This window comes from Nocardia sp. NPDC051570 (assembly GCF_044454005.1).
Classification (GTDB): domain Bacteria; phylum Actinomycetota; class Actinomycetes; order Mycobacteriales; family Mycobacteriaceae; genus Nocardia.
The window spans coordinates 159,632-183,426 of the sequence record NZ_JBITDI010000009.1; the positions used below are offsets into that span (position 1 = coordinate 159,632).

Consider the following 23,795-nt stretch of genomic DNA (forward strand, 5'->3'; position numbering starts at 1 on the left):
TATGGCTGAGAAGATCTGCGCGGGCCGCACCGTCATCGTCACCGGCGCGGGCCGCGGCATCGGCCGCGCGCATGCGCTGGCCTTCGCCGCCGCCGGGGCCGATGTCGTGGTCAACGATGTGGGCGCGGAATTGGATGGGGCGGGCCGCAGCGGTTCGCCGGCCGCGCAGGTGGTCGAGGAGATCCTGGAACTGGGCGGCAACGCCGTGGTCAACGGCGACGATGTGGCCGACTGGGCCGGTGCGAAGCGGATGATCGGGCAGGCCGTGCACACCTTCGGACGCCTCGACGTGCTGGTCAACAACGCCGGGATCGTCCGGGACCGGATGCTGGTCAACCTCGGCGAGCAGGAGTGGGACGCGGTCGTGCGCGTGCACCTCAAGGGTCACTTCGCCACCATGCGGCATGCCGCCGAATACTGGCGCGGCGAGGCCAAGGCGGGCCGCGCGGTCGATGCCCGGATCATCAACACCAGCTCCGGCGCGGGCCTGCAGGGCAGCGTCGGGCAGGGCAACTACGCCGCCGCCAAGGCCGGGATCGCCGCGCTGACCCTCACGGCCGCCGCGGAATTCGCCCGCTACGGCATCACGGTCAACGCCATCGCCCCGGCCGCGCGCACCCGCATGACCGAGGCCGTATTCGCCGACATGATGGCCGAGCCCGAGGACGGCTTCGACGCCATGGCCCCCGAGAACGTCTCCCCGCTGGTGGTCTGGCTGGGCAGCGCCGATTCGGCCGGGGTGACCGGACGCATGTTCGAGGTCGAGGGCGGCAAGGTGGCAGTGGCCGACGGGTGGCGCCACGGCGTGCCCGTCGATCGCGGCGCCCGCTGGGATCCGGCCGAACTGGGTTCGGCGGTACGCGAGCTGATTGCCAAGGCGACCCCGCCCGAACCGGTCTACGGGGCCTGATCACCGGGTTCTCCGGATCGGCCGCACCCCTCGCGGCCCCCTCGGCACCCCTATGATCATCCGCTGCCAGTGCGAGCGATCCGAATGCCCGTCGGCACCGAATAACCTTGTGCGACCGGCGATAATGGAGAGCGATCCGGAACCGCGTCGATGCGCTCCGGCGCAGGCGGTCCGCTCGCCCTCGTTCGTCGTTCGCGGCTCGGTGCACGTCTTCGCCGTGTGATGTTCGCTGCGCGGTGAAAGTGGGTCAGCTCACATACTTGCTCTGCGCGGGCAAACAATTGGCAGTTATGATGATCGACATCCGTCAAAACTCTCGGGTGTAGGGCAGCCGGGAGAAGATCTGCGCTGTAGGTGGGATGAGGGGAAGGCTTGGCGCATGACCTTTGGTCGCATAGCGCGCGTGGTGGCAGCAGCCGGGATCGTGGCCGGTTGCGGCCTGCTCGGCCCCCTCACGGCACAGGCGCAGCCCAACGGCGGCTGCCCCCGCTGTGCGATCGGAGGCCCCGACAACGGCACTCCGCTGGCCATTCCGGGCCGCACCCGCTCCACCGATACCTCGACCAGGGCCCACGACCCCGCGGACGTCGCGGGGCAGACCGGTTCGGCGCAATCGAAGCCCGCGGCCGGTTTCGCGGGCCTGGCGGCCATCCTCGATCCCGGCTCGGCCGGTCTGCTCGGTAGCGGTTCGGCCGCACTCGGCTCCGCGGCGACCGGTTCTGCCGCGGTGGGTTCGGCGGCGGTCGGTTCGGCCGTCGGCGGAACCGGTTCCGCCGCAGTGGGTTCTGCGGATTCGACCACCGGTTCGGCGGTGCTCGGCGCGGGTTCGGCCGGAGTGGCCACCGGTTCGGGCGCGGTCGGATCGGCCGGTGGTGCAACGGGTTCCGCGCTCGCGGGCACCGGCTCGGCGACGGGTTCGGCGCTCACGATTCTGTTCGGCACCGGTTCGGCCACCCTGCTGGGCACGGGTTCGGCCACCGGATCCGCGCTGGCGACGCTGTTCGGCACCGGTTCGGCGGCGGTGGGTTCCGCGGGAGTCGGTTCGGCCGCGACCGGTTCGGCCGCGGTGGGTTCGGCGGCCGTCGGCTCGGCCGCGGTGCTCTCCCCGCTGCTCCTTCTGCTTCTGCTGCAACCGGTTCCGGTACCGCCCCCGGTCGTACCCGCGCCGCCGCTGGCCATTCCACCGGTGCCCGCACCGCCCGTGGTCCCGGCGCTGCCCGCGCTCGCGCCGCCGGTTCCGGCCCCCGTCGCCGCGCCCGTGCCGCCACCCCCGGCTCCGCCCGCACCGCCACCCCCACCGCCCCCGCCACCGCCGCCGGTGATCGCGCAGCCCGCCCCGGCCGTGCAGCCCACCTCGGCCAGCAGCCCGCTGCCGCCGATCAAGGTGTTGGCCGTCGCCGGTGGTCTCGCGGCAATGGCGTTGGCGGCGGCCGGATCCGGTGCGGTCAGCTTCCAGAGTGCCTCGGCCGCGCAGGCGCGGATCGACGCCGCCCGCGCGGAGTTCTTCGGGCCGAGGGCATAAGGGGGTGACGAGATGACCGAGAGCCGTGCGCAGAGCAGCCGTTCCTATCGTCGCGTCGCCGCGGCCGTCGACGCGGTCTGCGCGGTGGCCGCCGACTTCGACGCCACCACACTGGACGAAGTGGTGCAGGCGATTTCGGCCGAGCGCCGCCGCCCCATCGAGATCGCCAGCGCACATCTCGGCCCCGGCGTCTGCGGCCAGCGGCGCAGCTATCCGGAGCGGGACGTGATCGTGATCGCCTCGGCACTGCCCAGCCGTGAGCACACGCTCGCACACGAGTTGGGGCACATCATCTTCGACCATCCGGGTGAGCCCGCGGCCGAGGTCACCCTGGAGGCCAGCGACGATCTCATCGCGTACATGCTGAGCCAGCGCGCCCATCAGCAGATCTTCGATGACGGCGAGGACGACCAGTGTGAGTGGGAGGCAGAGACTTTCGCGAACATGTTGATGACGAGGCTGCGGGTGTTCAACAACCGGGGCGCAGGCGTCTCGGTCCTTCGATTCGATGAGGCGCTCGGGTGACCGAGGCGGGCCGGGAGGAGGCAGCGTGAAGGGGGACGCGGCATGACGTTCTGGTTGACTGCCCTACTGGTCTGGGTGGCGGCCGGTGCGCGCGTCGGACGCGTGCTGGTCAAGCCGGCCACGACCGCTCGGGTCGCGATCGTGGTGGCGGTCTCCGCCGTCGCGGTGGCGGCCACCCTGTCCATTCCCGAGGTCGGCGTCGCACTGGATCATCTGATGCCGCATGGGATTCGAGGTCAGGCGCTGGCCGATAAGGCGCAGGTCGCCGCGTGGCTGCTGTTCGTGGTGGCCACCTCGGTGGTGGCGGCCGCCGCGTGGCCGGTGGTCTCGCGCCGCAATCTGCGCCAGATCGGCGCGATGATCTACGCCGCCGGTCTGATCGTCGTGGCCGTCACGCTCGCCTGGTCGACGACGCTCGGCTGGGTCGCGGTACTGCTCGGCTGCGCGTTCATCGCGCTGACCGGTCTGCGCAATCTGGACTGGACCGCCCTGGGCCGCGGTATCGCGCTCTACACCTCCGGAACCATGCTGGTCGGCGTGCTCGCCGTGCTGTCGATGCGGCGGTTGATCATCGAGCAGGCCGCGGCGCGGCCGGGGGATCCGGGCTGGTTCTGGCCGGCCTGGCAGGCGGCCAGTCTGCTGATCGCGGTCGGCGCGGTGTGGATCGTGATCGAGCTGTGGGCGCGAGCCCGCCTGCTGCTGCGGCAGATTCGCGTCCTGCACCGGGTGATGACCAAACGCTTCCCGGAGGTGGTGGCGCACGATCAGACCGGTTCGGCCACCCAGCTCAAGGCCTCCGATCAGGTGGCGCAGATCATGGACGCCTTATATCTGCAGTCCGGCGGCGGTGTGGAGCTGGCGGCCGCCGGGCCGCCACCCGCCTCGGTCGGCGCGCGGGCCGACCGGGTCGCGCGCTGGGCGCGTAATCCCCTCGGCGATGCGATCGTGGACGCGCGCTGGATCGCCCCACCCGAGGGCCTGAGCCCGCGCGGATGGGTCCAGGCCATAGCCCGAGCGTTCGAGAACACGGACAGTAATCGGCCCACGGCCAGCCACCACAGTCGCTGACATCACAAGACGCCGGAGGTTCGCCCAACCGGCCGGTATGGAGTCGTAGGTCACATCCGGGCATGGAAGAGGACCGAAGCGGACACCACGCTTCGGTCCCATAGCCCTAAACAAACACAGTGCGGCTCCGAGTTGCCGCACTGTGTTGCCTTGGGGTACTTCCTATTCCGTGCCGTCCGGCGGAATCTCGGGCAGACCCTCGCTTGCTCGCAGCTTCTCGGCCATCGAGGTCAGCAGGTTCTGTGACTCTTCGGAGAGGTCGAACGCCCTACTCGACAGGCGACGCAGCCCATAGCCCTGCAGCTGCGACAGCAGCTCCAGGTCATGATCGATCTTGGCAGCATAGATGTCGTTGAAGAAGTAGTCCGGTTTGACCTTGAAGAACTTCGCCAGTGCCGCCACCGTCTCGTCGGACGGGTTTGTCCGTTGTCCCGACCGCAACTGCGAGAGGTACGGTTTGGAGATCGGATGCCCTGCTGCCGTCAACGCGGCAGCCACCTCCGCGTTGGTGTGCGGCTTACGCCCCGGGGGATGCACGGTTTCGAACAGCTTGTTCAGCCGCGCCGCGAAATCAGCCATTGTGAGCCGCCCAATTCCCTTCGCTGTACTAACAGTCGTTATCTCGGATACGTATCATTGATATTAGCGGCTAAGTAACTGAAAACCTACGCCTGATTCGTGATTTCCTTGAAGCTTCCAGGTGCCCGGTTCGGGAACGGAAGATAGACGGTACGTTTGCGGGCCACCGCACCGGTTGTTGGGAAGCGCTGGCGCAGAGCGGTTCTGGCCCGTCGCGAGCGTCTTGCGCGACGGGCTGCCGATAACCGTGAGATAGCTGACGTCTCATCTTCCCGTCTGTACCGTGTTTTGTGTGGCGTACGCCACGTTCTGCGGCTCTGGGGATGAACGTTCAACTTGGGCCGAAAAGGCCGGTGTCCTACAGTCGTTCGATGATCGTGCCGGTCGCAAGTGCGCCACCGGCGCACATGAGGACCATCGCGATCGAGGTATCCGACCGTTCGAGTTCGTGCAAAGCCGTTGTGATGAGCCGCGATCCGGTGCTCCCGACCGGATGTCCCAGGGCGATCGCGCCGCCGTTGACATTCACCCGGTCCAGATCGGGCTTGTGCACCGACGCCCACGACAGCGGCACCGCCGCGAATGCCTCATTGATCTCGAACCGGTCGATATCGGACATGCTCATCCCCGAGCGCTCCAGCAGCCGGGCGCATGCCTGAACGGGTCCGTCCAGGTGGAACTCCGGCTCCGAGCCGACCAGGCACTGCGTGACGATGCGCGCCCGCGGCGGCAGTCCGGCCCGGTCGGCCGCCTCGGAGTCCATCAGCAGGACCGCGGCCGCGCCGTCGGAGATCTGCGAGGAGGTGCCCGCGGTATGGATGCCACCCTCGAGTACCGGCTTCAGCTTGGCCAGCCCCTCCCGCGTGGTCTCGCGCAGGCCCTGGTCGCGGCCGACGTCGAGCGTCCCGCCGGTCGATTTGCCCTCTTTGTCCACCTGTGGCGCGTTGACGGTCAGCACCTCGCGATCGAACCTGCCCTCGGCCCACGCCTGGGCGGCCAGACGCTGTGAGCGAGCGCCGAATTCGTCGATATCGTCGCGGGTGATCCCGCGCCGCCTGGCGATTCGCTCGGCCGCCTCGAATTGGTTGGGCAGATCGATATCCCAGCTCGCGGGCCGCCGCGGTCCGGCGTTCTCGCCGACGTTCGCGCCGAGCGGCACATGGCTCATCGCCTCGACGCCGCAGGCGATGCCGACCTCGATCGCACCGGCCGCGATCAGCCCGGCGACCAGATGATTGGCCTGCTGCGCCGAACCGCACTGCGCGTCGATGGTGGTGGCGCCGACCTGCCAGGGCAGTCCGGAGTGCAGCCAGGCCGTGCGGGTGATGTTGTTGGACTGCTCCCCGGCCTGGGTCACGCAGCCGCCGATCACCTGCTCCACGAGGGCCGGGTCGAGATGGGCGCGCTCGAGGACACCGCGCTGGGCGGCCCCGAGGATCTCGGCGGCGTGCAGGCCGGCCAGCCAGCCGCCGCGCTTACCGATCGGGGTGCGCGCGGCCTCGACGATGACGGGGGTGCCCATGGTCCATCCTTTCGACCAAAAATGAAACAAGTTCTCTATGTACTGGGACTGCCTGAGACGGCTTCTTTACTAGTGATACCACCTATGTTGCAATGAAGGTAGAACGTGTTACAACACGCGTTCGGGTACGTGTTTCAGTTTGTCGAAGGAGACACCTGGTGGTACACACTCGCAGCGAGCCCAATCTTCCGGACGGGTTCGACGTCACCGATCCGACGCTGTGGGCGGAGCGGATTCCGGTAGAAGAGCTCGCCGAGCTGCGCCGCACCGCGCCCATCTGGTGGAGTCCCAAGTCGCCGGAGGTCGGCGGCTTCCGCGACGACGGCTTCTGGCTGGTCACCAAGCATGCGGACGTCAAGGAGGTCTCGCGGCGCGGCGATGTGTTCTCCAGCTTCGAGAACACCGCGATCCCGCGGTTCAATGACGACATCAAGCGCGAGAACATCGAGATGCAGCGCTTCGTAATGCTCAACAAGGACGCCCCCGAGCACACCAAACTGCGCAAGCTGATCGCGAAGGGTTTCACCCCGCGCGCGATCAACGGCCTGCGCGCGGAGCTGTCGGCGCGCGCCCGCTCGATCGTCGAGGCCGCCGCGGCCGCGGGCTCGGGGGATTTCGTCACCCAGATCGCCTGCGAGCTGCCGCTGCAGGCGATCGCGGAGCTGATCGGCATCCCACAGGAGGACCGGATGAAGGTCTTCCGCTGGTCCAACGAGATGACCGGCTACGACGATCCCGATATGGCCGACATCGACCCGCTGGCCTCGTCGATGGAGATCCTCGGCTACGCCTATCAGATGTCCGAGGCGCGCAAGGCTTCTCCGGCCCAGGACATCGTGACCGAACTGGTCAACGCCGATATCGACGGCGAGTCGCTGACCTCGGAGGAGTTCGGATTCTTCGTGATCCTGCTCGCGGTGGCGGGCAACGAGACCACCCGAAACGCCACCAGCCACGGCATGATCGCATTCCTGGAGAATCCGGACCAATGGGAGCTCTACAAGCGTGAGCGGCCGGCGACCGCGGTCGACGAGATCATTCGCTGGGCCACTCCGGTGAGCTCGTTCCAGCGCACCGCGCTCGAGGATGTCGAACTCGGTGGCGTACGGATCGCCAAGGGCCAGCGAGTGATCATGTCGTACCGCTCGGCCAACTTCGACGAGGACGTCTTCGAGAACCCGGGCAAATTCGACATTCTGCGCGATCCGAATCCGCATTTGTCATTCGGCGGCACCGGCGCGCACTTCTGCGTCGGGGCGAATCTGGCTCGCCTGCAGGTCGATTTGATCTTCAATGCCATCGCCGATCATCTGCCGGATATCACCAGGCTCGGTGATCCCCGGCGCCTGCATTCGGCCTGGCTGAACGGGATCAAGGAGTTCCCGGTGTCCTATCGGTGACCACCGGGTAGGCGTGGCGATGGGCGGGTACCGAATCGGTACCCGCCCATCGTCTTTCGCCTCAGGCCTTGGTCATCGTCGCCATCGCGCGGTCGGTCTCCCAGAACGCCCGCAGTGCCGCGATCCGGCCCGCCTCGTCGACCCGGTAGGTGAACACCCCCTCGGCGTCGATCACGCGTCCGCCCAGCCGAGTGCGGATGCGCCCGGTGAAGGCGACCTCGTTACCGCAGGCGAAGGAGTCCTCGAAGAGGAATTCGATGGATTCGGTCTGTGCGATGGCCCGATCCCAGAACGCCGCGATGGCCTCGCGCCCGCGGTGCCCGCGGCCCTCCGGATCGAAGACCGAGGGCCCGATAGGGTCCTCGACGATGCCGTCGGGCGCGAACAGGTCGAGCCATGCCTGCTTGTCACGGGCGCGCACCGCGGCTTGGGAAGCGCGGCCGGCCAGTCGTGCGGGATGATCGGTGGTGGTAGTCATGCGGCCTCGGATGAGTTTGCTGATGATTTTGCAAATGTGCTTGAATTCTGCACCAAGGTTGCTGCCGAATTCGAATTGTGCTTTCTCTCAATAGGTTCCGACTGAAACTACGGCCGTTCGCTGCCGACCACCCACATCGAGAAGTACTGCGAGCCACCGCCGTACGCGTGGCCGAACGCCTTGCGCGCATCGTCCACCTGATAGGCCCCGGCCCGGCCCATCACCTGTTTGGCGGCCTCGGCGAAGCGGATCAGGCCCGAAGCACCGATCGGATTGGAGCTCAGCACGCCGCCGGACGGATTGATCGGCAGCTTGCCGCCGATCTCGGTCTCCCCGGCGTCGGTGAGCTTCCAACCCTCGCCCTCGGGCATGAAGCCGAGGTTCTCGAGCCACATCGGCTCGAACCACGAGAAGGGAACATAGATCTCGGCGGCGTCGATCTCCTCGAGCGGATGGGTGATGCCCGCCTGGCGCCACAGCGCGGCGGCCGCATCGCGACCCGCCTGCGGGCTGACCTGATCGCGTCCGGCATAGGCGAGCGGTTCGGTGCGCATCGCGGTGCCGTGTACCCATGCGACCTTCCGGCCTGAGGATTCCACCGCCTTCGCCGCGGACTCGTCACCGAGCACGATCGCGCACGCGCCGTCGGAGGAGGGGCAGGTCTCATCGAAACGGATTGGGTCCCAGAGCATTTGGGAGGCCAACACCGATTCCATCGTGATATCGGCCTGCTGCAGATGGGCCAGCGGATTCTTGGCGCCGTTGCGGCGGTCCTTCACCGCGACCATCGCCCCGATATGCAGCGGCGCGTTGGCGCGGCGGATGTAGGCGCGCACATGCGGGGCGAAGTAACCGCCCGCCCCGGCGCCGACCGGTTTGGTGAATGGCACCGGATTCGACAGTGCCCACATGGCATTGGATTCCGACTGCTTCTCCCAGGCGACCGCGAGCACCCTGCCGTGCACTCCGGCCTGCACGTGATTGGCCGCGACCACGCCGGTCGAGCCGCCGACCGAACCCGCGGTATGCACTCGCAGCAGCGGTTTTCCGGTGGCGCCCAACGCATCTGCGAGGAACAGCTCGGGCATCATGGAGCCCTCGAACAGGTCCGGCGCCTTGCCGACCACGACCGCATCGATATCGGCCATCGTGAGCTCGGCATCGGCGAGCGCGCGATCGATTGCCTCCCTGACCATCCCGGCCATCGAGACATCGGATCGTTTCGTCACGTGATGGGTTTGTCCGGTGCCGAGCACCGCGGTGGGGTTGCTCATCGTGCCTCCAGAAATCCTTGATGGTCCCGGCGCGGCCGGGATCCTGCGGCGCTGTGGACTGTCATCGCGCCTCCAATGTGGCCACGAGGTTCTGCTGTAGCGCCGGGCCGCTCGCCGCGTGGGCGAGGGCACGCCGGGCGTTGCCGTTCATGATCTCGGTGGCGGCGAAGCCGATTCGCTCCAAGCCCGCGGCGAACATGGGGTTGCCCGCCAGCGGTCCGCCCGAGGGATTGATGCGGGTGCTCTCGCCCAGGCCGATGGCCCGCTTCAGGATCAGTTGTTCGTGACTGTACTGGGCGTGCAGCTCGGCGATATCGAAATCCGTTGCGCCGCTGCCGATAACGTCGCGCGCGGCCGCGGCGGCGGAGGTGGAGATGGTCAGATCGCGGGCGCCGAGCACCGGGGTGTCGATGCGGTGGGCGATGCCGGTCAGCCAGGCCGGATTCTCGCACAGTTCGCGGGCCCGGTCGCCCGCCGCGAGCACGATGGCCGCGGCGCCGTCGGTGATCGGGGCGATATCGTGCGCGCGCAGCGGATCGGCCACATATGGTGCGGCCAAGCGCTTTTCGAGGTCGGCGTCGTCGGTCGCGGTGACGGCGGCCAGATCGCGTTCGGTCCACGTCCCGGCGTCCAGCCCGGCGCGGGCCTGCAATCCGGCGATGGATACCGCGTCCGGCCACAGCGGTGCGACCAGATAGGGGTCGGTCTGCAGGGTGAGCACCTGGCGCAGCGTGCCCGCCGAGGGCTTGCCGAATCCGTACACCAGGGCCGTCCGCACCTGTCCGGAGCGGATCTTCACCCAGGCCTCGTACAGTGCCCAGGCCGCGTCCATCTCCACATGCGATTCGTTGATCGGCGGCACCGCGCCGATCGAGTCGATCGCCGAGATGAACGAAAAGGCCCGCCCAGCAAGGTAATCCGATGACCCCGAGCACCAGAAGTCGATATCGGAGACGCCGATGCCGAGCCGGTCCTTCAGCGCTCGGAAACAGGGGGCGAGCATCTCGACGCCGTTGGTGGTGCCGTAGGTCTCTCGCACATGCGGTGCGTGCGCGAAGCCCACCACCGCGATGTCGGTTACGTTGTCGCTCAAGGTCTTTCAGCGCCTCTCTAGAGGTGGTGCGCGAAGGTCTCGTATTCGGCGTCGGGCTCGCCGGTCGGTTCGAAGTGCGCGACGTTGTCCAGGCCGTCATAGGTCCATTCCGCGCGCGGCTTCCAGGCGGCCTTGACCCGCAGGCCCATGCGCACCTCGCTGGGTTCGCAGCCGAGCACCAGATGCAGGAACGGGATATCCGCGCCGTCGAGCAGGACGTAGGCGGCCACATACGGCGGCTTGATGCGCTGGCCCTGGAACGGCACGTTCACGATGCAGAACGTGGTGACGATGCCGGTATCGGCCAGATCGACGTAATCGTCGGTCGGCTCGCCGGTGCGCGGATCGGCCCCGCGCGGCGGGAAGTAGACCTTGCCGTCGGCGGCGCGGGCACCGAGCAGGCGGCCCTCGGCGATGGCCCGCAGGAATACCGTCTCCTGCGGGGCGGCGGTGTGCTTGTAGCGCAGGTCGATCGGCGTGACGATGCCGGTCACGGGCTCGCCGGGCTCGGATTCGGCCGGGGCCGTGGAGATTTCGCCGGGCTCGAAGCAGGCGATGTCACCGATGGCGCCGGTACGCTCGGCCGCCCAGCGGGCCCGCACACGCAGGCCGGTGTGGATATCGTCGGGGGAGGCCACATCGACCGCGTGCAGCAGGCCGGTATCGGCGCCGTCGAGCTTGATCAGCGCCCAGGCGAACGGGCGGTCGAAGGGCTGACCCGGCAACGAGTCTCGCACCCACGACCAGGTCTGCACCGTGCCGACGTCGGCGACGTCGACGAATTCGGTGAGCCGCGCGGAGGTCCCCGGATCGAATTCGGCCGGTGGCACGAGCACTCGGCCGTCCGAGCCGCGGACCCCGACGATGCGCCCGGCTCGCAGGCCGGTGAGGAACCGCCCGATGGTCGGCCCGACCGAGCGGGTGTAGTCGAACTTCATGCGCAGTTCTGCGGCGAGGATATCGGGAATTGTGCCGGTCATGGTGTTCCCCTGAGTCACGATATCGAGTAGAACAGGTTCTTATTCTGGTGGCAAGACTACGCCCCGGCGAGGAGAATGCCGGGGACTGGACGTTGGGAGACCGGTAATGCGATTCGGATTGCAGCTCGGCTATTGGGGCGCGCAGCCACCGGCGAACGCGCCGGAATTGGTGGCCGCCGCCGAGGAGATCGGGTTCGACGCGGTGTTCACCGCCGAATCCTGGGGTTCGGACGCGTTCACCCCGCTGGCCTGGTGGGGTGCGGCGACGTGGCGGGTGCGGTTGGGCACCTCGGTGGTGCAGATGTCGGCGCGCACACCCACCGCGACCGCGATGGCCGCGCTGACGCTGGACCATCTCAGCGCGGGACGGGCCGTACTCGGCCTGGGCGTCTCGGGTCCGCAGGTGGTCGAGGGCTGGTACGGGCAACCGTTCGCCAAGCCGTTGCAGCGGACGCGCGAATACGTCGATATCGTCCGGCAGGTGCTGGCCCGCGAGGACAAGGTCACCAGCGCGGGGCCGCACTATCCGCTGCCGTATCGAGGCGCGGGCGCGACCGGACTCGGTAAGCCGCTCAAGCCGATCACCCATCCGCGACGTGCCGATATCTCGATCTGGCTGGGTGCCGAGGGTCCGAAGAATGTCGCGCTGACCGCCGAGATCGCGGACGGCTGGCTGGCCATCTACTACACGCCGCGGCTGGCGGGCATGTACGACGAATGGCTCGACGAGGGCTTCGCCCGGCCGGGTGCCCGTCGTTCGCGGGAAGACTTCGAGATCGCCGCGAGCTGTCAGGTCGTCATCACCGACGACGCCCGCGGCGAGCTCGATCGAATGAAGCCGGTGCTGGCGCTCTATATCGGCGGCATGGGCGCGGAGGAACTGAACTTCCACGCTCAGGTGTATCGGCGGATGGGCTACGGCGGCGTGGTCGACGAGATCACCGGGCTGTTCCGGTCCGGCCGCAAGGCTGAGGCCGCGGCGGCGGTGCCGGATGAGCTGATTCTGGACACCACGATCATCGGCGACGAGGCGCAGGTCCGCTCCCAGCTTCGGGTCTGGGAGAAGGCGGGGGTCGGCATGCTGCTCGTATCCGCTCATTCGGCCGAACAGTTGCGCGGGCTCGCCCCCCTTGTTCATATGTAGAACGCGTTCTAGATTCGAGAGGTGACTTCGATGGAGCCGGCGCAGCAGCTGGGACTGTGGAATATCGCTGCCACTGCACCCGAACGGATCGCGGTCGTCGATCCCTCGGGGCGGGAGATCAGCTACGGAGATCTGGCCGGACAGGCCGATCGCATCGCAAGGGGGTTGCAGGCCAAGGGATTACGTCCCGGAGACGTACTGGTCTCGATGGTGCACAACTGCGTCGAGGCGCTGGCGGTGTACTTCGCGGCCTTCGAATCGGGGTTGTACATCGTCGCGGTGAACTGGCATCTGACCGCTCCGGAGATCGCCTACATCCTCGATAACAGCGAGGCCAAGGTGTTCATCGCCGACGAGCGCTTCGGCCAGGCCGCCCGGCTCGCCGCGGATGAGGCGAAAGTGCCTGTCGCGGACCGGTATTCGGTGGGATCGATCGAGGGCTTCCGTCCGCTGGCGGAGTTGGGAGCGGGGGAGACCGGCCGCCCGGACATCCGTACCACCGGCGCGCCGATGCTCTACACCTCCGGAACCACGGGGCGCCCCAAGGGAGTTCGGCGACAGCTCACCGGCGCGGATCCGGATGTCGTCGCGCAGGCGGCGACCGGCTACTTCGGCCTGTTCGGCCTGAAGCCGTTCGACGACCATGTGCATATCTGCGGTTCGCCGCTGTATCACACCGCGGTGCTGAACCATTCCGCCATCTCGATCCAGTTGGGGCACACGGTCGTTCTGATGGACAAGTGGGATCCGGAGGAGATGCTGCGGCTGATCGACAGGTACCGCGTGACCCACAGTCATGTGGTGCCTACCCAATTCCATCGGCTGCTGGCGCTGCCGGGGGAGGTGCGGGCGAAATACGACGTCTCGTCGCTGCGCTGCATGATCCACGGCGCCGCGCCGTGCCCGCAGGAGACCAAGCGCAGGATGCTCGAGTGGTGGGGCCCGGTCGTCACCGAGTACTACGCGGCGACCGAGGGTGGCGGCACGATGATCACCGGCGCGGAGTGGCTGCGCAAACCGGGTTCGGTCGGTAAGGCGTGGCCGTATTCGGTGGTCAAGGTGCTCGGCGACGACGGGCAGGAGTTGCCGCCCGGCGAGACAGGCCAGGTCTACATGAAGATGGGCGGCTCCAGCTTCGAGTATCACAAGGACAAGGCCAAGACCGACGACTCCCGCGTCGGTGACCTGTTCACCGTCGGCGATATCGGGCATATGGACTCCGACGGCTACCTGTTCCTGCACGACCGTCGCTCGGATCTGATCCTGTCCGGCGGGGTGAACATCTATCCGGCCGAGATCGAGGGCGAGCTGATCACCCATCCCAAGGTCGCCGATGTCGCGGTTTTCGGTATCCCGCACGCGGATTGGGGTCAGGAGGTCAAGGCGGTCGTGCAGCCGGCCCCCGGTGTCGAGGGCAGTGCGGAGCTCACCCGGGAGCTGCTGGAATTCGCCGCCTCGCGGCTGGCCAAGTACAAGCTGCCGCGCAGTATCGACTATCTGGCCGAGCTGCCGCGCGATCCGAACGGGAAGCTGTACAAGCGCAAGCTGCGTGAGCGGTATGTGACCGCATAGGGGTGGTAAACCCCTCGCCCGCCTGGCATGCCAGGCGGGCATTCGGCGTTCGGCGGCAAATGCTTTCGCCATTTCCGGGACGCGGGGATCTGTCAACGGTTATGTTTGTCTGTTGAGATTCGTAAACGGTGTGAATTGAGGCTTGTCAGCCATGAGAACGCGTTCTATTTTTGACCTGTGAGCTACAACATAGCGGACCTTGTCGAACACACCATCGACCTCATGCCCGACCGCGTCGCGCTGGCCGACGACACCCGCTCGGTCACCTACGCGCAGTTGGAGGACCGGGCCAACCGCCTCGCGCACTACCTGCAAGAACAGGGTGTGCGACCGGGTGACAAGGTCGGTCTGTACTCGCGCAACACCCTCGCGGCCGTCGAGGCCATCGTGGCGATCTTCAAAGCGCGCGCCGTGATGGTGAACATCAACTACCGATACGTCGAGAACGAGTTGCAATACATCTTCGACAATTCGGATATGGTCGCGCTGATTCACGAGCGTCGATACAGCGATCGAGTCGCCGGCGTGCGCCCGAACACGCCGAAACTGAAGACGGTCGTCGTCATCGACGACGGTACCGAGGATCGGTTCCCGACCGCAGCCGATTCGGCGGAATACGAAGGGGCGCTGGCCGCCTCGTCGGGCGTGCGGGACTTCGGCGATCGCTCACCCGACGACATCATCATGATCTACACCGGCGGCACCACGGGCATGCCCAAGGGTGTGATGTGGCGCCACGAGGACTGGTGGCGAGTCCTCGGCGGCGGAATCAACTTCTACAACGGCGAATTCATCTCCGATGAATGGGAACAGTCGAAGAAGGGCGCGGGCAATCAGCAGATGGTCCGCTATCCGATTCCGCCGATGATCCACGGCGGCTCGCTCACCGCGACGTTCCACAGCCTGTTCGACGGCGGTAAGGCGATCATGCTGCCGGAGTTCAGCGGGCACGGCGTGTGGCAGGCCATCGACCGGCACGGCGTGAACATGGTCTTCATCACCGGCGATGCGATGGCCCGGCCGATGCTCGACGCATTGAAGACGGGTAACTCGGAAACCGGTGAGCCGTACCAGCATTCGAGCCTGTGGTCCTTCGCCAGCAGCGCCGCGCTGTTCTCGCCCGCGCTCAAGGACGAGTTCATCGATCTGCTGCCGAATACGATGATCGTCGACTCCATCGGCGCCACCGAGACCGGCTTCGGCGGGCTGGCCGTGGCCACGAAGGGCGCCACACATACCGGCGGGCCGCGCGTGAAGATCGATGCCTCCACCGAGGTTCTCGACGACGACGGCAATCCGGTCGTGCCCGGCTCCGGTCAGGTCGGATTCCTCGCCCGCCGGGGCAACATTCCGGTCGGCTACTACAACGATCCCGTCAAGACGGCCGCGACCTTCAAGGAGTTCAACGGGATTCGATACTCCATCCCCGGCGACTACGCCCGCGTGGAGGAGGACGGGACGGTCACCATGCTCGGCCGGGGTTCGGTGAGCATCAACAGCGGCGGCGAGAAGATCTATCCGGAGGAGGTCGAGGCCGCGCTCAAGGGGCATCCGGATGTGTTCGACGCCTTGGTGATCGGCGTTCCGGACGAGCGCTGGGGTCATCACGTGGCAGCGGTGGTGCAGTGCCGCGGCGATAAGCGCCCCACCCTCGACGAGCTGCGTCCGGTGCTGACCAAGGAGATCTCGTCCTACAAGCTGCCGCGCAGCCTCTGGTACGTCGGCGAGATCAAGCGCTCCCCGGCGGGTAAGCCCGATTACAAGTGGGCCCACGCCCATGCCGAATCGCGTCCGGCCGACGAGGCCGCCCCCGCGCCCGCGACGAAGTGACGTTAGGTTCCAGCTGGTAGGACCCGTTGCGGGACATCAAGTTCGGACTGTTTCTTGTCGGTGCCCTATGCCATGGTGTGTGGCATGAGCAAGTCGGGCGGTTCCGCCGGCGCCGTGGACGAGGTGCTGGTGCGGTTCGAGGGGTACCGGCGGGAGCTGTGCGCTTACGCCTACCGGATGTTGGGGTCCTCGTTCGAGGCCGAGGATGCCGTGCAGGAGACGTTCACCCGGGCGTGGAAGGCCTACGACTCGTTCGAGGGCCGGGCCAGCGTGCGTTCCTGGTTGTACAAGATCGCCACGAACGTCTGCTTGGACATGCTGGACGGGCCGCAGCGCCGCGCCCGGCCGATGGATCTGTCCGGACCCTCCACCCCGGACAGTCCCATGCCCCCGCCGCAGCCGGACTACGTCTGGATCGAGCCGATCCCCAACGGCCTGGCCTTCGGCGCGGATCCGGCCGAGCACACCTCGACCAAGGATTCACTGCGCCTGGCGTTCGTGGCCGCGGTGCAGCATCTGCCCGCCACCCAACGCGCGATCCTGATCATGCGCGAGGTGCTGCGGTTCTCGGCCAACGAGACCGCCGACATGCTGATGATGTCGCCCGCCTCGGTGAACAGCGCCCTGCAGCGGGCGCGCGCCACGATGTCGAAGGTGCGCCCCAGCGAGTCGGGCGCCTACGACGAGCACGACGAGCGGCAGCGTGAACTCGTCGACGGCTTCGTGCGGGCCTTCGAGTCCTACGATATGGACGCGCTCACCACCCTGTTGAAACAGGATGTGGCGCTGTCCATGCCGCCGCTCGAGCTGTGGATCTCCGGTCCCGACAACGTGGCCGCGTTCATGCTGTCGGAGGGCCCGTCGGCCTGCCGCGGCTCGCGCCTGATTCCACTGGATGGCGCCAACGGTCTGCCCGCCTTCGGCCAGTACAAGCCCTCCGCGGTGCCGGGTGTCTTCACGCCCTGGTCGATCACCGTGCTGGAATTCGACGGCGACAAGATCAGCGGCCTGAACTTCTTCCTCGACGCCGAGCGCCTGTTCCCGCTGTTCGGTCTGCCGCCGGAACTACGGGCCTAACGGGCCATCCAGAAGGGTTCCCAGTGATGCCCGTCCGGATCGCGGAAGGCCCGCCCATACATGCCTACAGCGGCCTCCTGAGAACGCTTGTCCTCGTTGACCAGTTCGTCGCCGCCCGCCCGCACGGCCGCCGCGGTGAGCTCGTCGACCTCCCGCGCGCTGCCCAGCGCCAGCGCGTAGATCGACCCGGTGCCAGCGGCGGTATCGGCGATCGGCCGCTCGGTGAAGGTCGAGAAGAACCCCTTCACCAGCAGCATCACGCAGATATTGTCATCCACCACCACACACGCCGCGTTCTCGTCGGTGAACGCCGGATTCACCTTCCACCCCAACGCCTCGTAGAAGCCCGTGGACCGCTCCAGATCGTCGACGGGAAGATTCACGAAGATCATCCTGCTGGCCATGCCCGATCCTCTCGACTGCGCAGTCGCGTACAGGTACGCCGATACCGACGAACTGGGCGGCCCAAACTCATCGGCCGCCTACGTCAAGAGGAGGGAGGCGTGTGCGCGAGGACGGAAACGAGGCGTGCGGCGATCTCGGCCACTTCGCGCAATTCCCCCTTGGCTACCTCGATCATCAAGTCGTAGGCCAGATCTTCGTCCAGAGTGTCGACGTCGATTCCATTGCGTGCCAGGAACACGATCGCTGCGGCGATCGCCAGCCGCTTGTTCCCGTCGATGAGAGGGTGGTTGCTCGCAATCGAATGCAGTAGCGCGGCAGCCTTCTCCCAGATCGTCGGATAGGCATCCATGCCGAAGACCGTTGCCTGCGGGCGTGCTGCAGCCGACGCGAGTAGGCCCGGATCGCGTAAAACGACATTGCCCACGGCATCGATGGCTATGACCCGCAGGTCTGTGACGGTCAGGTAGTACACCGCCGGTTCCGTCATTCGGCAAGCCGATCGAGCAGCGAGCGGTGCCTTTCGCTGAATCTCTTCGAGAGCGCTCGAACCTCGCTGTCGGCGGTCTCAGCCATCTCCTCCGGCACCACCGCCGCTACCCTGCGACCGTGGCGCGTCAGATGGACTATCGTGCCGGCCTCGGCCGCAGCGATCACCTCGGCCAGTCTTTCTCTGGCTTCGCTCACCGGTACTTCCCAGTACTCAGGCCTCGATGCTGCAGTCATGGAAGAACTGTACATCTGATCTGAGAAACTGTACAAAACTGCATTCAGGCGGCGATCGGCCCAAGGGTGGACTATCCGGCCAGTAGGGCGCCCAGGGCGCGCAGATGGTCGGTGGCACCACCCAACGCGAATTCGCTGTGCTTCGCCGCGGTGAAGTAGTTGTGGACGATGTGGTCTCGGTCGATGCCTACGCCGCCGTGGATGTGGACGACCGAGTGGGCGAGGTGGTGGCCCGCCTCGGCCGCCCAGAACTTGGCGGTGTGGATCTCCTGGGCCGCGGTCAGGCCCTCCGAGAGCCGCCACGCGGCCTGGGTGACGGCCAGGCGTAGGCCCTGCAGGTCGATGTAGCCGTCGGCCAGGCGCTGGGCGACGGCCTGGAAGCCGCCGATCTTACGGCCGAATTGCTCACGCTCGCGGGCATATTCGGCGACCAGGTCGAGGGCGCGTTCCAGGGTGCCGAGCTGCTGGGCCGCCAGGCCGAGCCAGCCGCGTTCGAGCAGCCAGTTCAGGATTTCGCCGCCCGATTCGATCGTGCCCACCAATTCCGCCGGGGTGCGATCGAATTCGAGTTCGGCGTCGGGGGAGCGGTCCACCACCTGCTGGGCCGAGATCCGCACGCTGGGGTCGGCCGGATCGACAAGGAATACCGCGGGTACTCCGGATGTCCTGGCGGGCACCAGGATTCGCTCGGCCAGACCGGCGAACGGCACGGTCGTCTTGGCCCCGGTCAGCGTCCAGCCCGTGCCGTCGTCGGTGGCGGTCGTGACGGGATGGGCGGGCTCCCAGTTGCGCTCCTCCGCCAGCGCCACGGTCAGAATCGTCTCGCCCGCACCGGCTTTCGCGGCCAGCTCGCGCTGCGCCACGGAGCCGAATCGGGCCAATGCGCCCGCGCCCAGCACAACGGACCACAGATACGGCACCGCCGCGACGGCCTTACCCAGCTCGCGCAGCACCGCGGTCTGTTCCAGCGGGCCCAGCTCGCTGCCACCGACCGCCTCCGGAAGCGTCGCCGCCAGCACGCCGGTCTCGGCCAGCGACCGCCACAGCGATTCGTCGAAGCGGACCTCGGCGCGGTCCAGCTCGCGCAGCCGGTCGGCGGTGACCAGTTTCTCGCAGACCTCGCCGGTCAGGCGGGCCAGATCCTGTTGCGCCTCGGTGGGAGTGAAATCCATGGTGACTAACCAGCTTTCGAATCAGCGCGCGGCGGCGGGTTGCTTCAGGGCGGTCATGGCGATGATGTCGCGCTGCACCTCGTTGGTGCCCCCGCCGAAGGTGAGGATCAGACAGGCGCGATGCATGCGCTCGAGCCGTCCGCGCAGCGCCGCACCCGGCGAATCCTGCCTCAGATACGCCTGCGGGCCCAGCACCTCCATCAGCGATCGGTATGCCTCCGTGGCCAATTCGGTGCCGAGCACCTTGCAGGTGGAGGCGTCCCAGGGCCGCGGCGCTCCGTCGCCGCCCGCATCGGCGCGCGCGGCGATCTCCCAGTTGAGCAGCTTCAGGTATTCGACCTTGGCGTGCACGCGGGCCAGATTGATCCGCACCCATTCACTGTCGATCACCCGGGAACCGGTGGAGTCCTCGTTGTTTCGCGCCCAGTCCAGGGTCTGGGCCAGCGCCAGTTGCAGCGGCGCGGCCGAGGTGAGCGCCACCCGTTCATGATTGAGCTGATTGGTGACCAGCGACCAGCCGCCGTTCTCCGGCCCGACCATGGCCGAGGCTGGCACTCGCACGTCCTGATAATAGGTCGCGCTGGTGTCCGGTCCGGCCATCGTGTGCACCGGGGTCCAGGAGAAGCCCTCGGCCGTGGTCGGCACGATGAACATGCTGATGCCCTTGTGCTTGCGGACATTCGGATCGGTGCGCGCGGCCAACCAGATGTAGTCGGCGTATTGGATGAGGCTGGTCCACATCTTCTGTCCGTTGATGATCCAGTCGTCGCCGTCGCGCACCGCGGTGGTGCGCAGCGAGGCCAGATCGGTGCCCGCACCCGGTTCGGAATAGCCGATGGCGAAGTGCAGCTCCCCGGCGGCGATCTTGGGCAGGACGAACCGCTTCTGCTCCTCGGTGCCGTAGTGCATGATCGTCGGCGCCACCGAATTGATGGTCAGGAACGGCACCGGCGCACCGGCGACCGCGGCCTCGTCGGTGAAGATCAGCTGATCCAGCATCGGCCGATCCTGCCCGCCGTATTCGGTCGGCCACCCCAGCGCGAGCCACCCGGCACGGCCCATCTCCCGCACGACATCGCGGTAGACCGTGCCGTGGCCGTATTCGCCGGTCTGCGCGCTCAGTGCCGCACGCCGCTCGGGGGTGATCAGCTCGGCGAAGTACTCACGCAGCTCGGCCCGCAGCCGCTCCTGCTGCGAGTTAAAGGCAATCCGCATCGCGCGCTCCTGTGTCTTTGGCGTCGCCTCCGGCGCCGCGGGTTCGCGGCCCCTGAGGCTCGTGTTTCAGCGCCCGGCGCTTGCTCCTTCGTCGCATCGCGCCGGGCGCTGAAACACGAGCCGGGCCGCGAACCTTTTCCGGTTAGGCGATCATTGCATAGTGGGTGGAACATGTTCCAGTATGAGGGGTGGATCCGGTTGTTTCGGCCGCGGCGACCGGTGCTGGCTTGTTAGTCTCGCGATATCTGCGGCGAAGGAGTCATCTATGAAGCTCAGTGTGGATTTCGATCAGTGTGAGGCGAACGGGATCTGTGTTGGAATCGCCCCGGACGTCTTTGAACTCGACGATGAGGATCAGCTGCACCTCGGGCTGACCGAGGTGCCCTCCGACCGGGTCGACGATGTGGCGACCGCGGTCGCGCAGTGTCCGAAGGCCGCGTTGCGGCTGGCGTGAATCGGCCCTTGCCAGTGAACTGGAACACGTTCTAGAGTCGCGGCGTGGGAGACAACGAACTGAGTCTGTCCGGTCGAGTGGCGATTGTGACCGGAGCCGGGGCCGGGCTGGGGCGGGCCGAGGCGCTCGCGCTCGCCCGTGCCGGGGCCGCGGTGGTGGTCAACGATCTGGCCGAGAGCGAGGCGGTCGCGGCGACGCTGGCCGAGATCCGGGCCCTCGGCGCGAAGGCGGAATTCGTCGGCGGTTCGGTGGCCGAACGGACCACGGCCGATGCGCTCATCCGCACCGCGGACGAGGCGTTCGGCGGCGTCGACATCGTCGTCAACAATGCCGGAATCGTCCGGGACAGAATGTTTTTCAACATGTCCGATGAGGAGTGGGACGCGGTCATCGCGGTCCACCTGCGCGGGCATTTCCTGCTCTCCCGCAATGCCGGGGCCTACTGGCGCGGTAAGTCCAAACAGGCCGGCGGCCCGGTGTACGGGCGGCTGATCAACACCTCCTCCGAGGCGGGTCTGCTGGGTCCGGAGGGGCAGGCGAACTACGCGGCCGCGAAGGCGGGCATCACCGCGCTGACGCTGTCGGCCTCGCGCGCCCTGGCCCGGTATGGCGTGCGCGCCAACGCGATCTGCCCCCGGGCACGCACCGCGATGACGGAGCAGGTGTTCGCCGACGCGCCCGCGGACGGTCCGGATCCGCTGTCGCCCGATCATGTCGCGCGCCTGGTCGCCTATCTGTCCGGACCGGCCGCCGATGCGATCTCGGGTCAGGTGTTCGTCGTCTACGGACCGATGGTCGCGCTCATGGCCGCGCCCGAGGTCGAACGGCGCTTCGACGCCGACGGCGCGGAATGGACACCGGCCGGCCTGGCCGACACGCTCGGAAATCATTTCGCGCAGCGGCCTTCCGGGCGTACGTTTTCCGCGTCATCACTGCTCGATCTCGGCTGAGTCGCGACGCGTGCCTACCGACCGCGACAATCTGTTGATCGGTGGTCCGGTAGTTGGTAGACATGGGGGTCGGTTGTGCTCTGCCTCACAAAGGCGATTCATATCTGCTATGAACACGTTCCAGCTTCCAGTGCATGTCTGGAAGAAAATTGCAGTTCAAAACCGGTCAATGTGTGAACCTGAGTACCAGTAACGTGTTCTAATCTTCGGGACGGGCGGGGCTGCTGAGGCTCGCCGTCGCAGGCTGTACCGTAAGGCAGGGCAAGGAGGAATCGCGTATGAACGAGGTTCTTGCCGTGCCGCTACGGGCGGTCGGCGGGTTCTTCGAACTCACCGCCGCCGTGGCCAGAGCCACTGTGCGGCCCCCGTTTCAACGACGCGAATTCGTCGACCAGGCCTGGTTCGTCGCCCGCGTATCCATCATTCCGACTCTGCTGGTGGCCATTCCGTTCACCGTGCTGGTGAGCTTCACGCTCAACATCCTGTTGCGTGAGATCGGCGCGGCCGATCTGTCCGGCGCCGGTGCGGCTTTCGGCGCGGTGACCCAGGTCGGCCCGATCGTGACGGTTCTGATCGTCGCCGGTGCGGGGGCGACCGCCATCTGCGCGGATCTCGGCGCCCGGGCCATTCGCGAGGAGATCGACGCGATGCGGGTGCTCGGCATCGATCCGGTGCATCGGCTGGTGGTGCCGCGCGTGCTGGCCTCGATGTTCGTCGCGGCGCTGCTCAACGGTCTGGTCTGCACGATCGGTATCGTCGGCGGCTTCTTGTTCTCGGTATTTCTGCAGGGTGTCAATCCCGGATCGTTCGTCAATGGCATCACGCTGCTGACTCATTTGCCGGAATTGGTCATCTCCGAGGTCAAGGCCACGCTGTTCGGCCTGGTGGCCGGATTGACGGCCTGCTATCTGGGCCTGAACGTCCGGGGCGGGCCCAAGAGCGTCGGCGATGCGGTCAATCAGACGGTGGTGTTCTCCTTCATGGCCCTGTTTGTGGTCAATGTCGTGGTCACCGCCGTTGGGATCAAGTTCACGGCTCGGTGACGGTATGGCGTTCGTGATCGAATCCCGGTTCCCGCGTACTGTTCGACGGGTGCGCCGGATGTCCGACTCGCTCGACAATGTCGGAAGACATGCCCTGTTCTACGCACAGTCACTGGCCTCGGTGCCGCGTGCGCTGACCCATTACCGCACGGAGACGATCCGGCTGATCGCGGAGATCAGCATGGGCACCGGCGCGCTGGCGGTGATCGGCGGCACGGTGGTGATCGTCGGATTCCTGACCCTGTTCGCGGGCGGCACGATCGCCGTCCAGGGCTACAGCTCGCTCGGCAATATCGGCGTCGAGGCGCTGACCGGCTTCTTCGCCGCCTTCATCAATGTGCGCATCGCCGCACCGGTGATCTCCGGTATCGGCCTGGCCGCCACCATCGGCGCGGGCTCGACCGCGCAACTGGGCGCGATGCGGGTGGCCGAGGAGATCGACGCGCTGGAATCGATGGCGATCCGGCCGGTGCCGTTCCTGGTCGGCACGCGGGTGCTGGCCGGCATGATCGCGATCGTGCCGCTGTACGCGCTGGCGGTGATCGCCTCGTTCATCGCCAGCCGGTTCGCGACCGTGGTGATCTACGGGCAGTCGGCCGGTGTGTACGACCACTACTTCTCGACGTTCCTGATCCCCAGTGACATTCTCTGGTCGTTCGTCCAGGCGATCTTCATGGCCCTGGCGGTCATGATGATCCATACCTACTACGGCTACCACGCCTCCGGCGGTCCCGTCGGCGTCGGCGTGGCGGTGGGCAACGCGGTGCGCGCCTCACTGGTCGCGGTGGTGACCGTGACCCTGCTGGTCTCGCTGGCCATCTACGGCACCACCGGCAATTTCCATCTCTCCGGGTAGGCG

At 67.0% G+C, this 23,795-nt stretch carries 24 protein-coding genes; 13 read left to right on the plus strand and 11 right to left on the minus strand.

What is annotated here, in order from left to right:
- The first annotated feature begins 1 nt into the window (after position 1).
- The 4 genes from ACIA76_RS23585 (at position 2) to ACIA76_RS23600 (ending at position 4,025) form a co-directional block, all read left to right on the plus strand.
- On the plus strand, positions 2-910 hold the full coding sequence (locus ACIA76_RS23585) for an SDR family oxidoreductase (protein WP_397154095.1): 909 nt from the start codon (positions 2-4) through the stop codon (positions 908-910).
- Positions 911-1,289: 379 nt separating this feature from the next.
- The gene (locus tag ACIA76_RS23590) at positions 1,290-2,432 is read left to right on the plus strand and encodes a hypothetical protein (RefSeq protein WP_397154096.1); all 1,143 of its coding nucleotides are present in this window, start codon (positions 1,290-1,292) and stop codon (positions 2,430-2,432) included.
- Between the two features lie 12 nt (positions 2,433-2,444).
- On the plus strand, positions 2,445-2,957 hold the full coding sequence (locus ACIA76_RS23595; RefSeq protein WP_397154098.1) for an ImmA/IrrE family metallo-endopeptidase: 513 nt from the start codon (positions 2,445-2,447) through the stop codon (positions 2,955-2,957).
- A 42-nt stretch (positions 2,958-2,999) separates the two neighbouring features.
- The gene (locus ACIA76_RS23600; RefSeq protein ID WP_397154099.1) at positions 3,000-4,025 is read left to right on the plus strand and encodes a hypothetical protein; all 1,026 of its coding nucleotides are present in this window, start codon (positions 3,000-3,002) and stop codon (positions 4,023-4,025) included.
- 162 nt (positions 4,026-4,187) lie between these two features.
- Here ACIA76_RS23600 and ACIA76_RS23605 read toward each other — a convergent pair whose 3' ends face one another.
- Entirely contained in the window at positions 4,188-4,604 is a 417-nt protein-coding gene (locus ACIA76_RS23605; RefSeq protein ID WP_062508866.1) for a helix-turn-helix domain-containing protein, read from the minus strand.
- A 358-nt stretch (positions 4,605-4,962) separates the two neighbouring features.
- The gene (locus ACIA76_RS23610) at positions 4,963-6,126 is read right to left on the minus strand and encodes a steroid 3-ketoacyl-CoA thiolase (RefSeq protein WP_397154102.1); all 1,164 of its coding nucleotides are present in this window, start codon (positions 6,124-6,126) and stop codon (positions 4,963-4,965) included.
- A gap of 158 nt (positions 6,127-6,284) precedes the next feature.
- On the opposite strand from ACIA76_RS23610, the gene ACIA76_RS23615 reads away from it, so the two are divergent.
- Positions 6,285-7,526 carry a cytochrome P450 gene (locus ACIA76_RS23615; protein ID WP_397154104.1) on the plus strand — a complete coding sequence of 414 codons (1,242 nt, stop codon included), beginning with the start codon at positions 6,285-6,287 and terminating at the stop codon, positions 7,524-7,526.
- A gap of 61 nt (positions 7,527-7,587) precedes the next feature.
- Here ACIA76_RS23615 and ACIA76_RS23620 read toward each other — a convergent pair whose 3' ends face one another.
- The 4 genes from ACIA76_RS23620 to ACIA76_RS23635 all read right to left on the minus strand — a co-directional run bounded on the left by ACIA76_RS23620 (position 7,588) and on the right by ACIA76_RS23635 (position 11,351).
- Positions 7,588-8,004: a nuclear transport factor 2 family protein gene (locus tag ACIA76_RS23620; protein ID WP_397154106.1), complete on the minus strand. Its 417-nt coding sequence runs from the start codon at positions 8,002-8,004 to the stop codon at positions 7,588-7,590.
- 107 nt (positions 8,005-8,111) lie between these two features.
- Positions 8,112-9,278 (minus strand): thiolase domain-containing protein, encoded by a 1,167-nt coding sequence (locus ACIA76_RS23625; RefSeq protein ID WP_397154108.1) that lies wholly within the window; start codon positions 9,276-9,278, stop codon positions 8,112-8,114.
- 61 nt (positions 9,279-9,339) lie between these two features.
- Complete coding sequence (locus tag ACIA76_RS23630; protein WP_397154109.1) at positions 9,340-10,371, minus strand: thiolase domain-containing protein; 1,032 nt, start codon at positions 10,369-10,371, stop codon at positions 9,340-9,342.
- A gap of 17 nt (positions 10,372-10,388) precedes the next feature.
- Entirely contained in the window at positions 10,389-11,351 is a 963-nt protein-coding gene (locus tag ACIA76_RS23635) for a Zn-ribbon domain-containing OB-fold protein (protein WP_397154111.1), read from the minus strand.
- 106 nt (positions 11,352-11,457) lie between these two features.
- Between ACIA76_RS23635 and ACIA76_RS23640 the strand changes: the two genes are divergently transcribed.
- From ACIA76_RS23640 to ACIA76_RS23655, 4 genes are all read left to right on the plus strand, one after another.
- Positions 11,458-12,495, plus strand: coding sequence for an LLM class F420-dependent oxidoreductase (locus ACIA76_RS23640; protein ID WP_397154113.1), 1,038 nt, complete (start codon positions 11,458-11,460; stop codon positions 12,493-12,495).
- Between the two features lie 30 nt (positions 12,496-12,525).
- Positions 12,526-14,067: an acyl-CoA synthetase gene (locus ACIA76_RS23645; RefSeq protein ID WP_397154516.1), complete on the plus strand. Its 1,542-nt coding sequence runs from the start codon at positions 12,526-12,528 to the stop codon at positions 14,065-14,067.
- Between the two features lie 177 nt (positions 14,068-14,244).
- Positions 14,245-15,897, plus strand: a complete 1,653-nt coding sequence (locus ACIA76_RS23650) for an acyl-CoA synthetase (protein WP_397154115.1) — start codon at positions 14,245-14,247, stop codon at positions 15,895-15,897.
- Between the two features lie 84 nt (positions 15,898-15,981).
- On the plus strand, positions 15,982-16,974 hold the full coding sequence (locus ACIA76_RS23655) for a sigma-70 family RNA polymerase sigma factor (RefSeq protein ID WP_397154117.1): 993 nt from the start codon (positions 15,982-15,984) through the stop codon (positions 16,972-16,974).
- Here ACIA76_RS23655 and ACIA76_RS23660 read toward each other — a convergent pair.
- From ACIA76_RS23660 to ACIA76_RS23680, 5 genes are all read right to left on the minus strand, one after another.
- On the minus strand, positions 16,971-17,378 hold the full coding sequence (locus tag ACIA76_RS23660) for a VOC family protein (RefSeq protein ID WP_397154119.1): 408 nt from the start codon (positions 17,376-17,378) through the stop codon (positions 16,971-16,973). The two genes, ACIA76_RS23655 and ACIA76_RS23660, sit on opposite strands and share 4 nt — an antisense overlap.
- Before the next feature lie 83 nt (positions 17,379-17,461).
- Positions 17,462-17,866 carry a type II toxin-antitoxin system death-on-curing family toxin gene (locus ACIA76_RS23665; protein ID WP_397154121.1) on the minus strand — a complete coding sequence of 135 codons (405 nt, stop codon included), beginning with the start codon at positions 17,864-17,866 and terminating at the stop codon, positions 17,462-17,464.
- Positions 17,863-18,102 carry a type II toxin-antitoxin system Phd/YefM family antitoxin gene (locus ACIA76_RS23670; protein WP_397154122.1) on the minus strand — a complete coding sequence of 80 codons (240 nt, stop codon included), beginning with the start codon at positions 18,100-18,102 and terminating at the stop codon, positions 17,863-17,865. The genes ACIA76_RS23665 and ACIA76_RS23670 overlap by 4 nt, the downstream gene beginning before the upstream one ends.
- 71 nt (positions 18,103-18,173) lie before the next feature.
- On the minus strand, positions 18,174-19,274 hold the full coding sequence (locus ACIA76_RS23675; RefSeq protein ID WP_397154124.1) for an acyl-CoA dehydrogenase family protein: 1,101 nt from the start codon (positions 19,272-19,274) through the stop codon (positions 18,174-18,176).
- Between the two features lie 21 nt (positions 19,275-19,295).
- Positions 19,296-20,489, minus strand: a complete 1,194-nt coding sequence (locus tag ACIA76_RS23680; RefSeq protein ID WP_397154126.1) for an acyl-CoA dehydrogenase family protein — start codon at positions 20,487-20,489, stop codon at positions 19,296-19,298.
- Positions 20,490-20,754: 265 nt separating this feature from the next.
- Here ACIA76_RS23680 and ACIA76_RS23685 point away from each other — a divergent pair, with 265 nt between their 5' ends.
- From ACIA76_RS23685 to ACIA76_RS23700, 4 genes are all read left to right on the plus strand, one after another.
- A complete protein-coding gene (locus ACIA76_RS23685) occupies positions 20,755-20,943 on the plus strand; it encodes a ferredoxin (protein WP_397154128.1) in 189 nt (62 codons plus the stop codon).
- Between the two features lie 44 nt (positions 20,944-20,987).
- Positions 20,988-21,893, plus strand: a complete 906-nt coding sequence (locus tag ACIA76_RS23690; protein ID WP_397154130.1) for a 3-oxoacyl-ACP reductase — start codon at positions 20,988-20,990, stop codon at positions 21,891-21,893.
- 278 nt (positions 21,894-22,171) lie between these two features.
- The gene (locus ACIA76_RS23695) at positions 22,172-22,936 is read left to right on the plus strand and encodes an MlaE family ABC transporter permease (RefSeq protein WP_397154132.1); all 765 of its coding nucleotides are present in this window, start codon (positions 22,172-22,174) and stop codon (positions 22,934-22,936) included.
- Positions 22,937-22,940: 4 nt separating this feature from the next.
- Complete coding sequence (locus ACIA76_RS23700; protein ID WP_397154134.1) at positions 22,941-23,792, plus strand: MlaE family ABC transporter permease; 852 nt, start codon at positions 22,941-22,943, stop codon at positions 23,790-23,792.
- The last annotated feature ends 3 nt before the right edge of the window (positions 23,793-23,795 follow it).

Coding starts and splice junctions, on each gene's coding strand:
- ACIA76_RS23610 (WP_397154102.1), bottom strand. CDS start 6,126: ATGGGCACCCCCGTCATCGTCGAGGCCGCGCGCACCCCGATCGGTAAG.
- ACIA76_RS23585 (WP_397154095.1), top strand. CDS start 2: ATGGCTGAGAAGATCTGCGCGGGCCGCACCGTCATCGTCACCGGCGCG.
- ACIA76_RS23605 (WP_062508866.1), bottom strand. CDS start 4,604: ATGGCTGATTTCGCGGCGCGGCTGAACAAGCTGTTCGAAACCGTGCAT.
- ACIA76_RS23670 (WP_397154122.1), bottom strand. CDS start 18,102: ATGACTGCAGCATCGAGGCCTGAGTACTGGGAAGTACCGGTGAGCGAA.
- ACIA76_RS23665 (WP_397154121.1), bottom strand. CDS start 17,866: ATGACGGAACCGGCGGTGTACTACCTGACCGTCACAGACCTGCGGGTC.
- ACIA76_RS23645 (WP_397154516.1), top strand. CDS start 12,526: ATGGAGCCGGCGCAGCAGCTGGGACTGTGGAATATCGCTGCCACTGCA.
- ACIA76_RS23625 (WP_397154108.1), bottom strand. CDS start 9,278: ATGAGCAACCCCACCGCGGTGCTCGGCACCGGACAAACCCATCACGTG.
- ACIA76_RS23695 (WP_397154132.1), top strand. CDS start 22,172: ATGAACGAGGTTCTTGCCGTGCCGCTACGGGCGGTCGGCGGGTTCTTC.
- ACIA76_RS23685 (WP_397154128.1), top strand. CDS start 20,755: ATGAAGCTCAGTGTGGATTTCGATCAGTGTGAGGCGAACGGGATCTGT.
- ACIA76_RS23635 (WP_397154111.1), bottom strand. CDS start 11,351: ATGACCGGCACAATTCCCGATATCCTCGCCGCAGAACTGCGCATGAAG.
- ACIA76_RS23660 (WP_397154119.1), bottom strand. CDS start 17,378: ATGGCCAGCAGGATGATCTTCGTGAATCTTCCCGTCGACGATCTGGAG.
- ACIA76_RS23600 (WP_397154099.1), top strand. CDS start 3,000: ATGACGTTCTGGTTGACTGCCCTACTGGTCTGGGTGGCGGCCGGTGCG.
- ACIA76_RS23655 (WP_397154117.1), top strand. CDS start 15,982: ATGAGCAAGTCGGGCGGTTCCGCCGGCGCCGTGGACGAGGTGCTGGTG.
- ACIA76_RS23675 (WP_397154124.1), bottom strand. CDS start 19,274: ATGGATTTCACTCCCACCGAGGCGCAACAGGATCTGGCCCGCCTGACC.
- ACIA76_RS23595 (WP_397154098.1), top strand. CDS start 2,445: ATGACCGAGAGCCGTGCGCAGAGCAGCCGTTCCTATCGTCGCGTCGCC.
- ACIA76_RS23590 (WP_397154096.1), top strand. CDS start 1,290: ATGACCTTTGGTCGCATAGCGCGCGTGGTGGCAGCAGCCGGGATCGTG.
- ACIA76_RS23620 (WP_397154106.1), bottom strand. CDS start 8,004: ATGACTACCACCACCGATCATCCCGCACGACTGGCCGGCCGCGCTTCC.
- ACIA76_RS23640 (WP_397154113.1), top strand. CDS start 11,458: ATGCGATTCGGATTGCAGCTCGGCTATTGGGGCGCGCAGCCACCGGCG.
- ACIA76_RS23680 (WP_397154126.1), bottom strand. CDS start 20,489: ATGCGGATTGCCTTTAACTCGCAGCAGGAGCGGCTGCGGGCCGAGCTG.
- ACIA76_RS23700 (WP_397154134.1), top strand. CDS start 22,941: ATGGCGTTCGTGATCGAATCCCGGTTCCCGCGTACTGTTCGACGGGTG.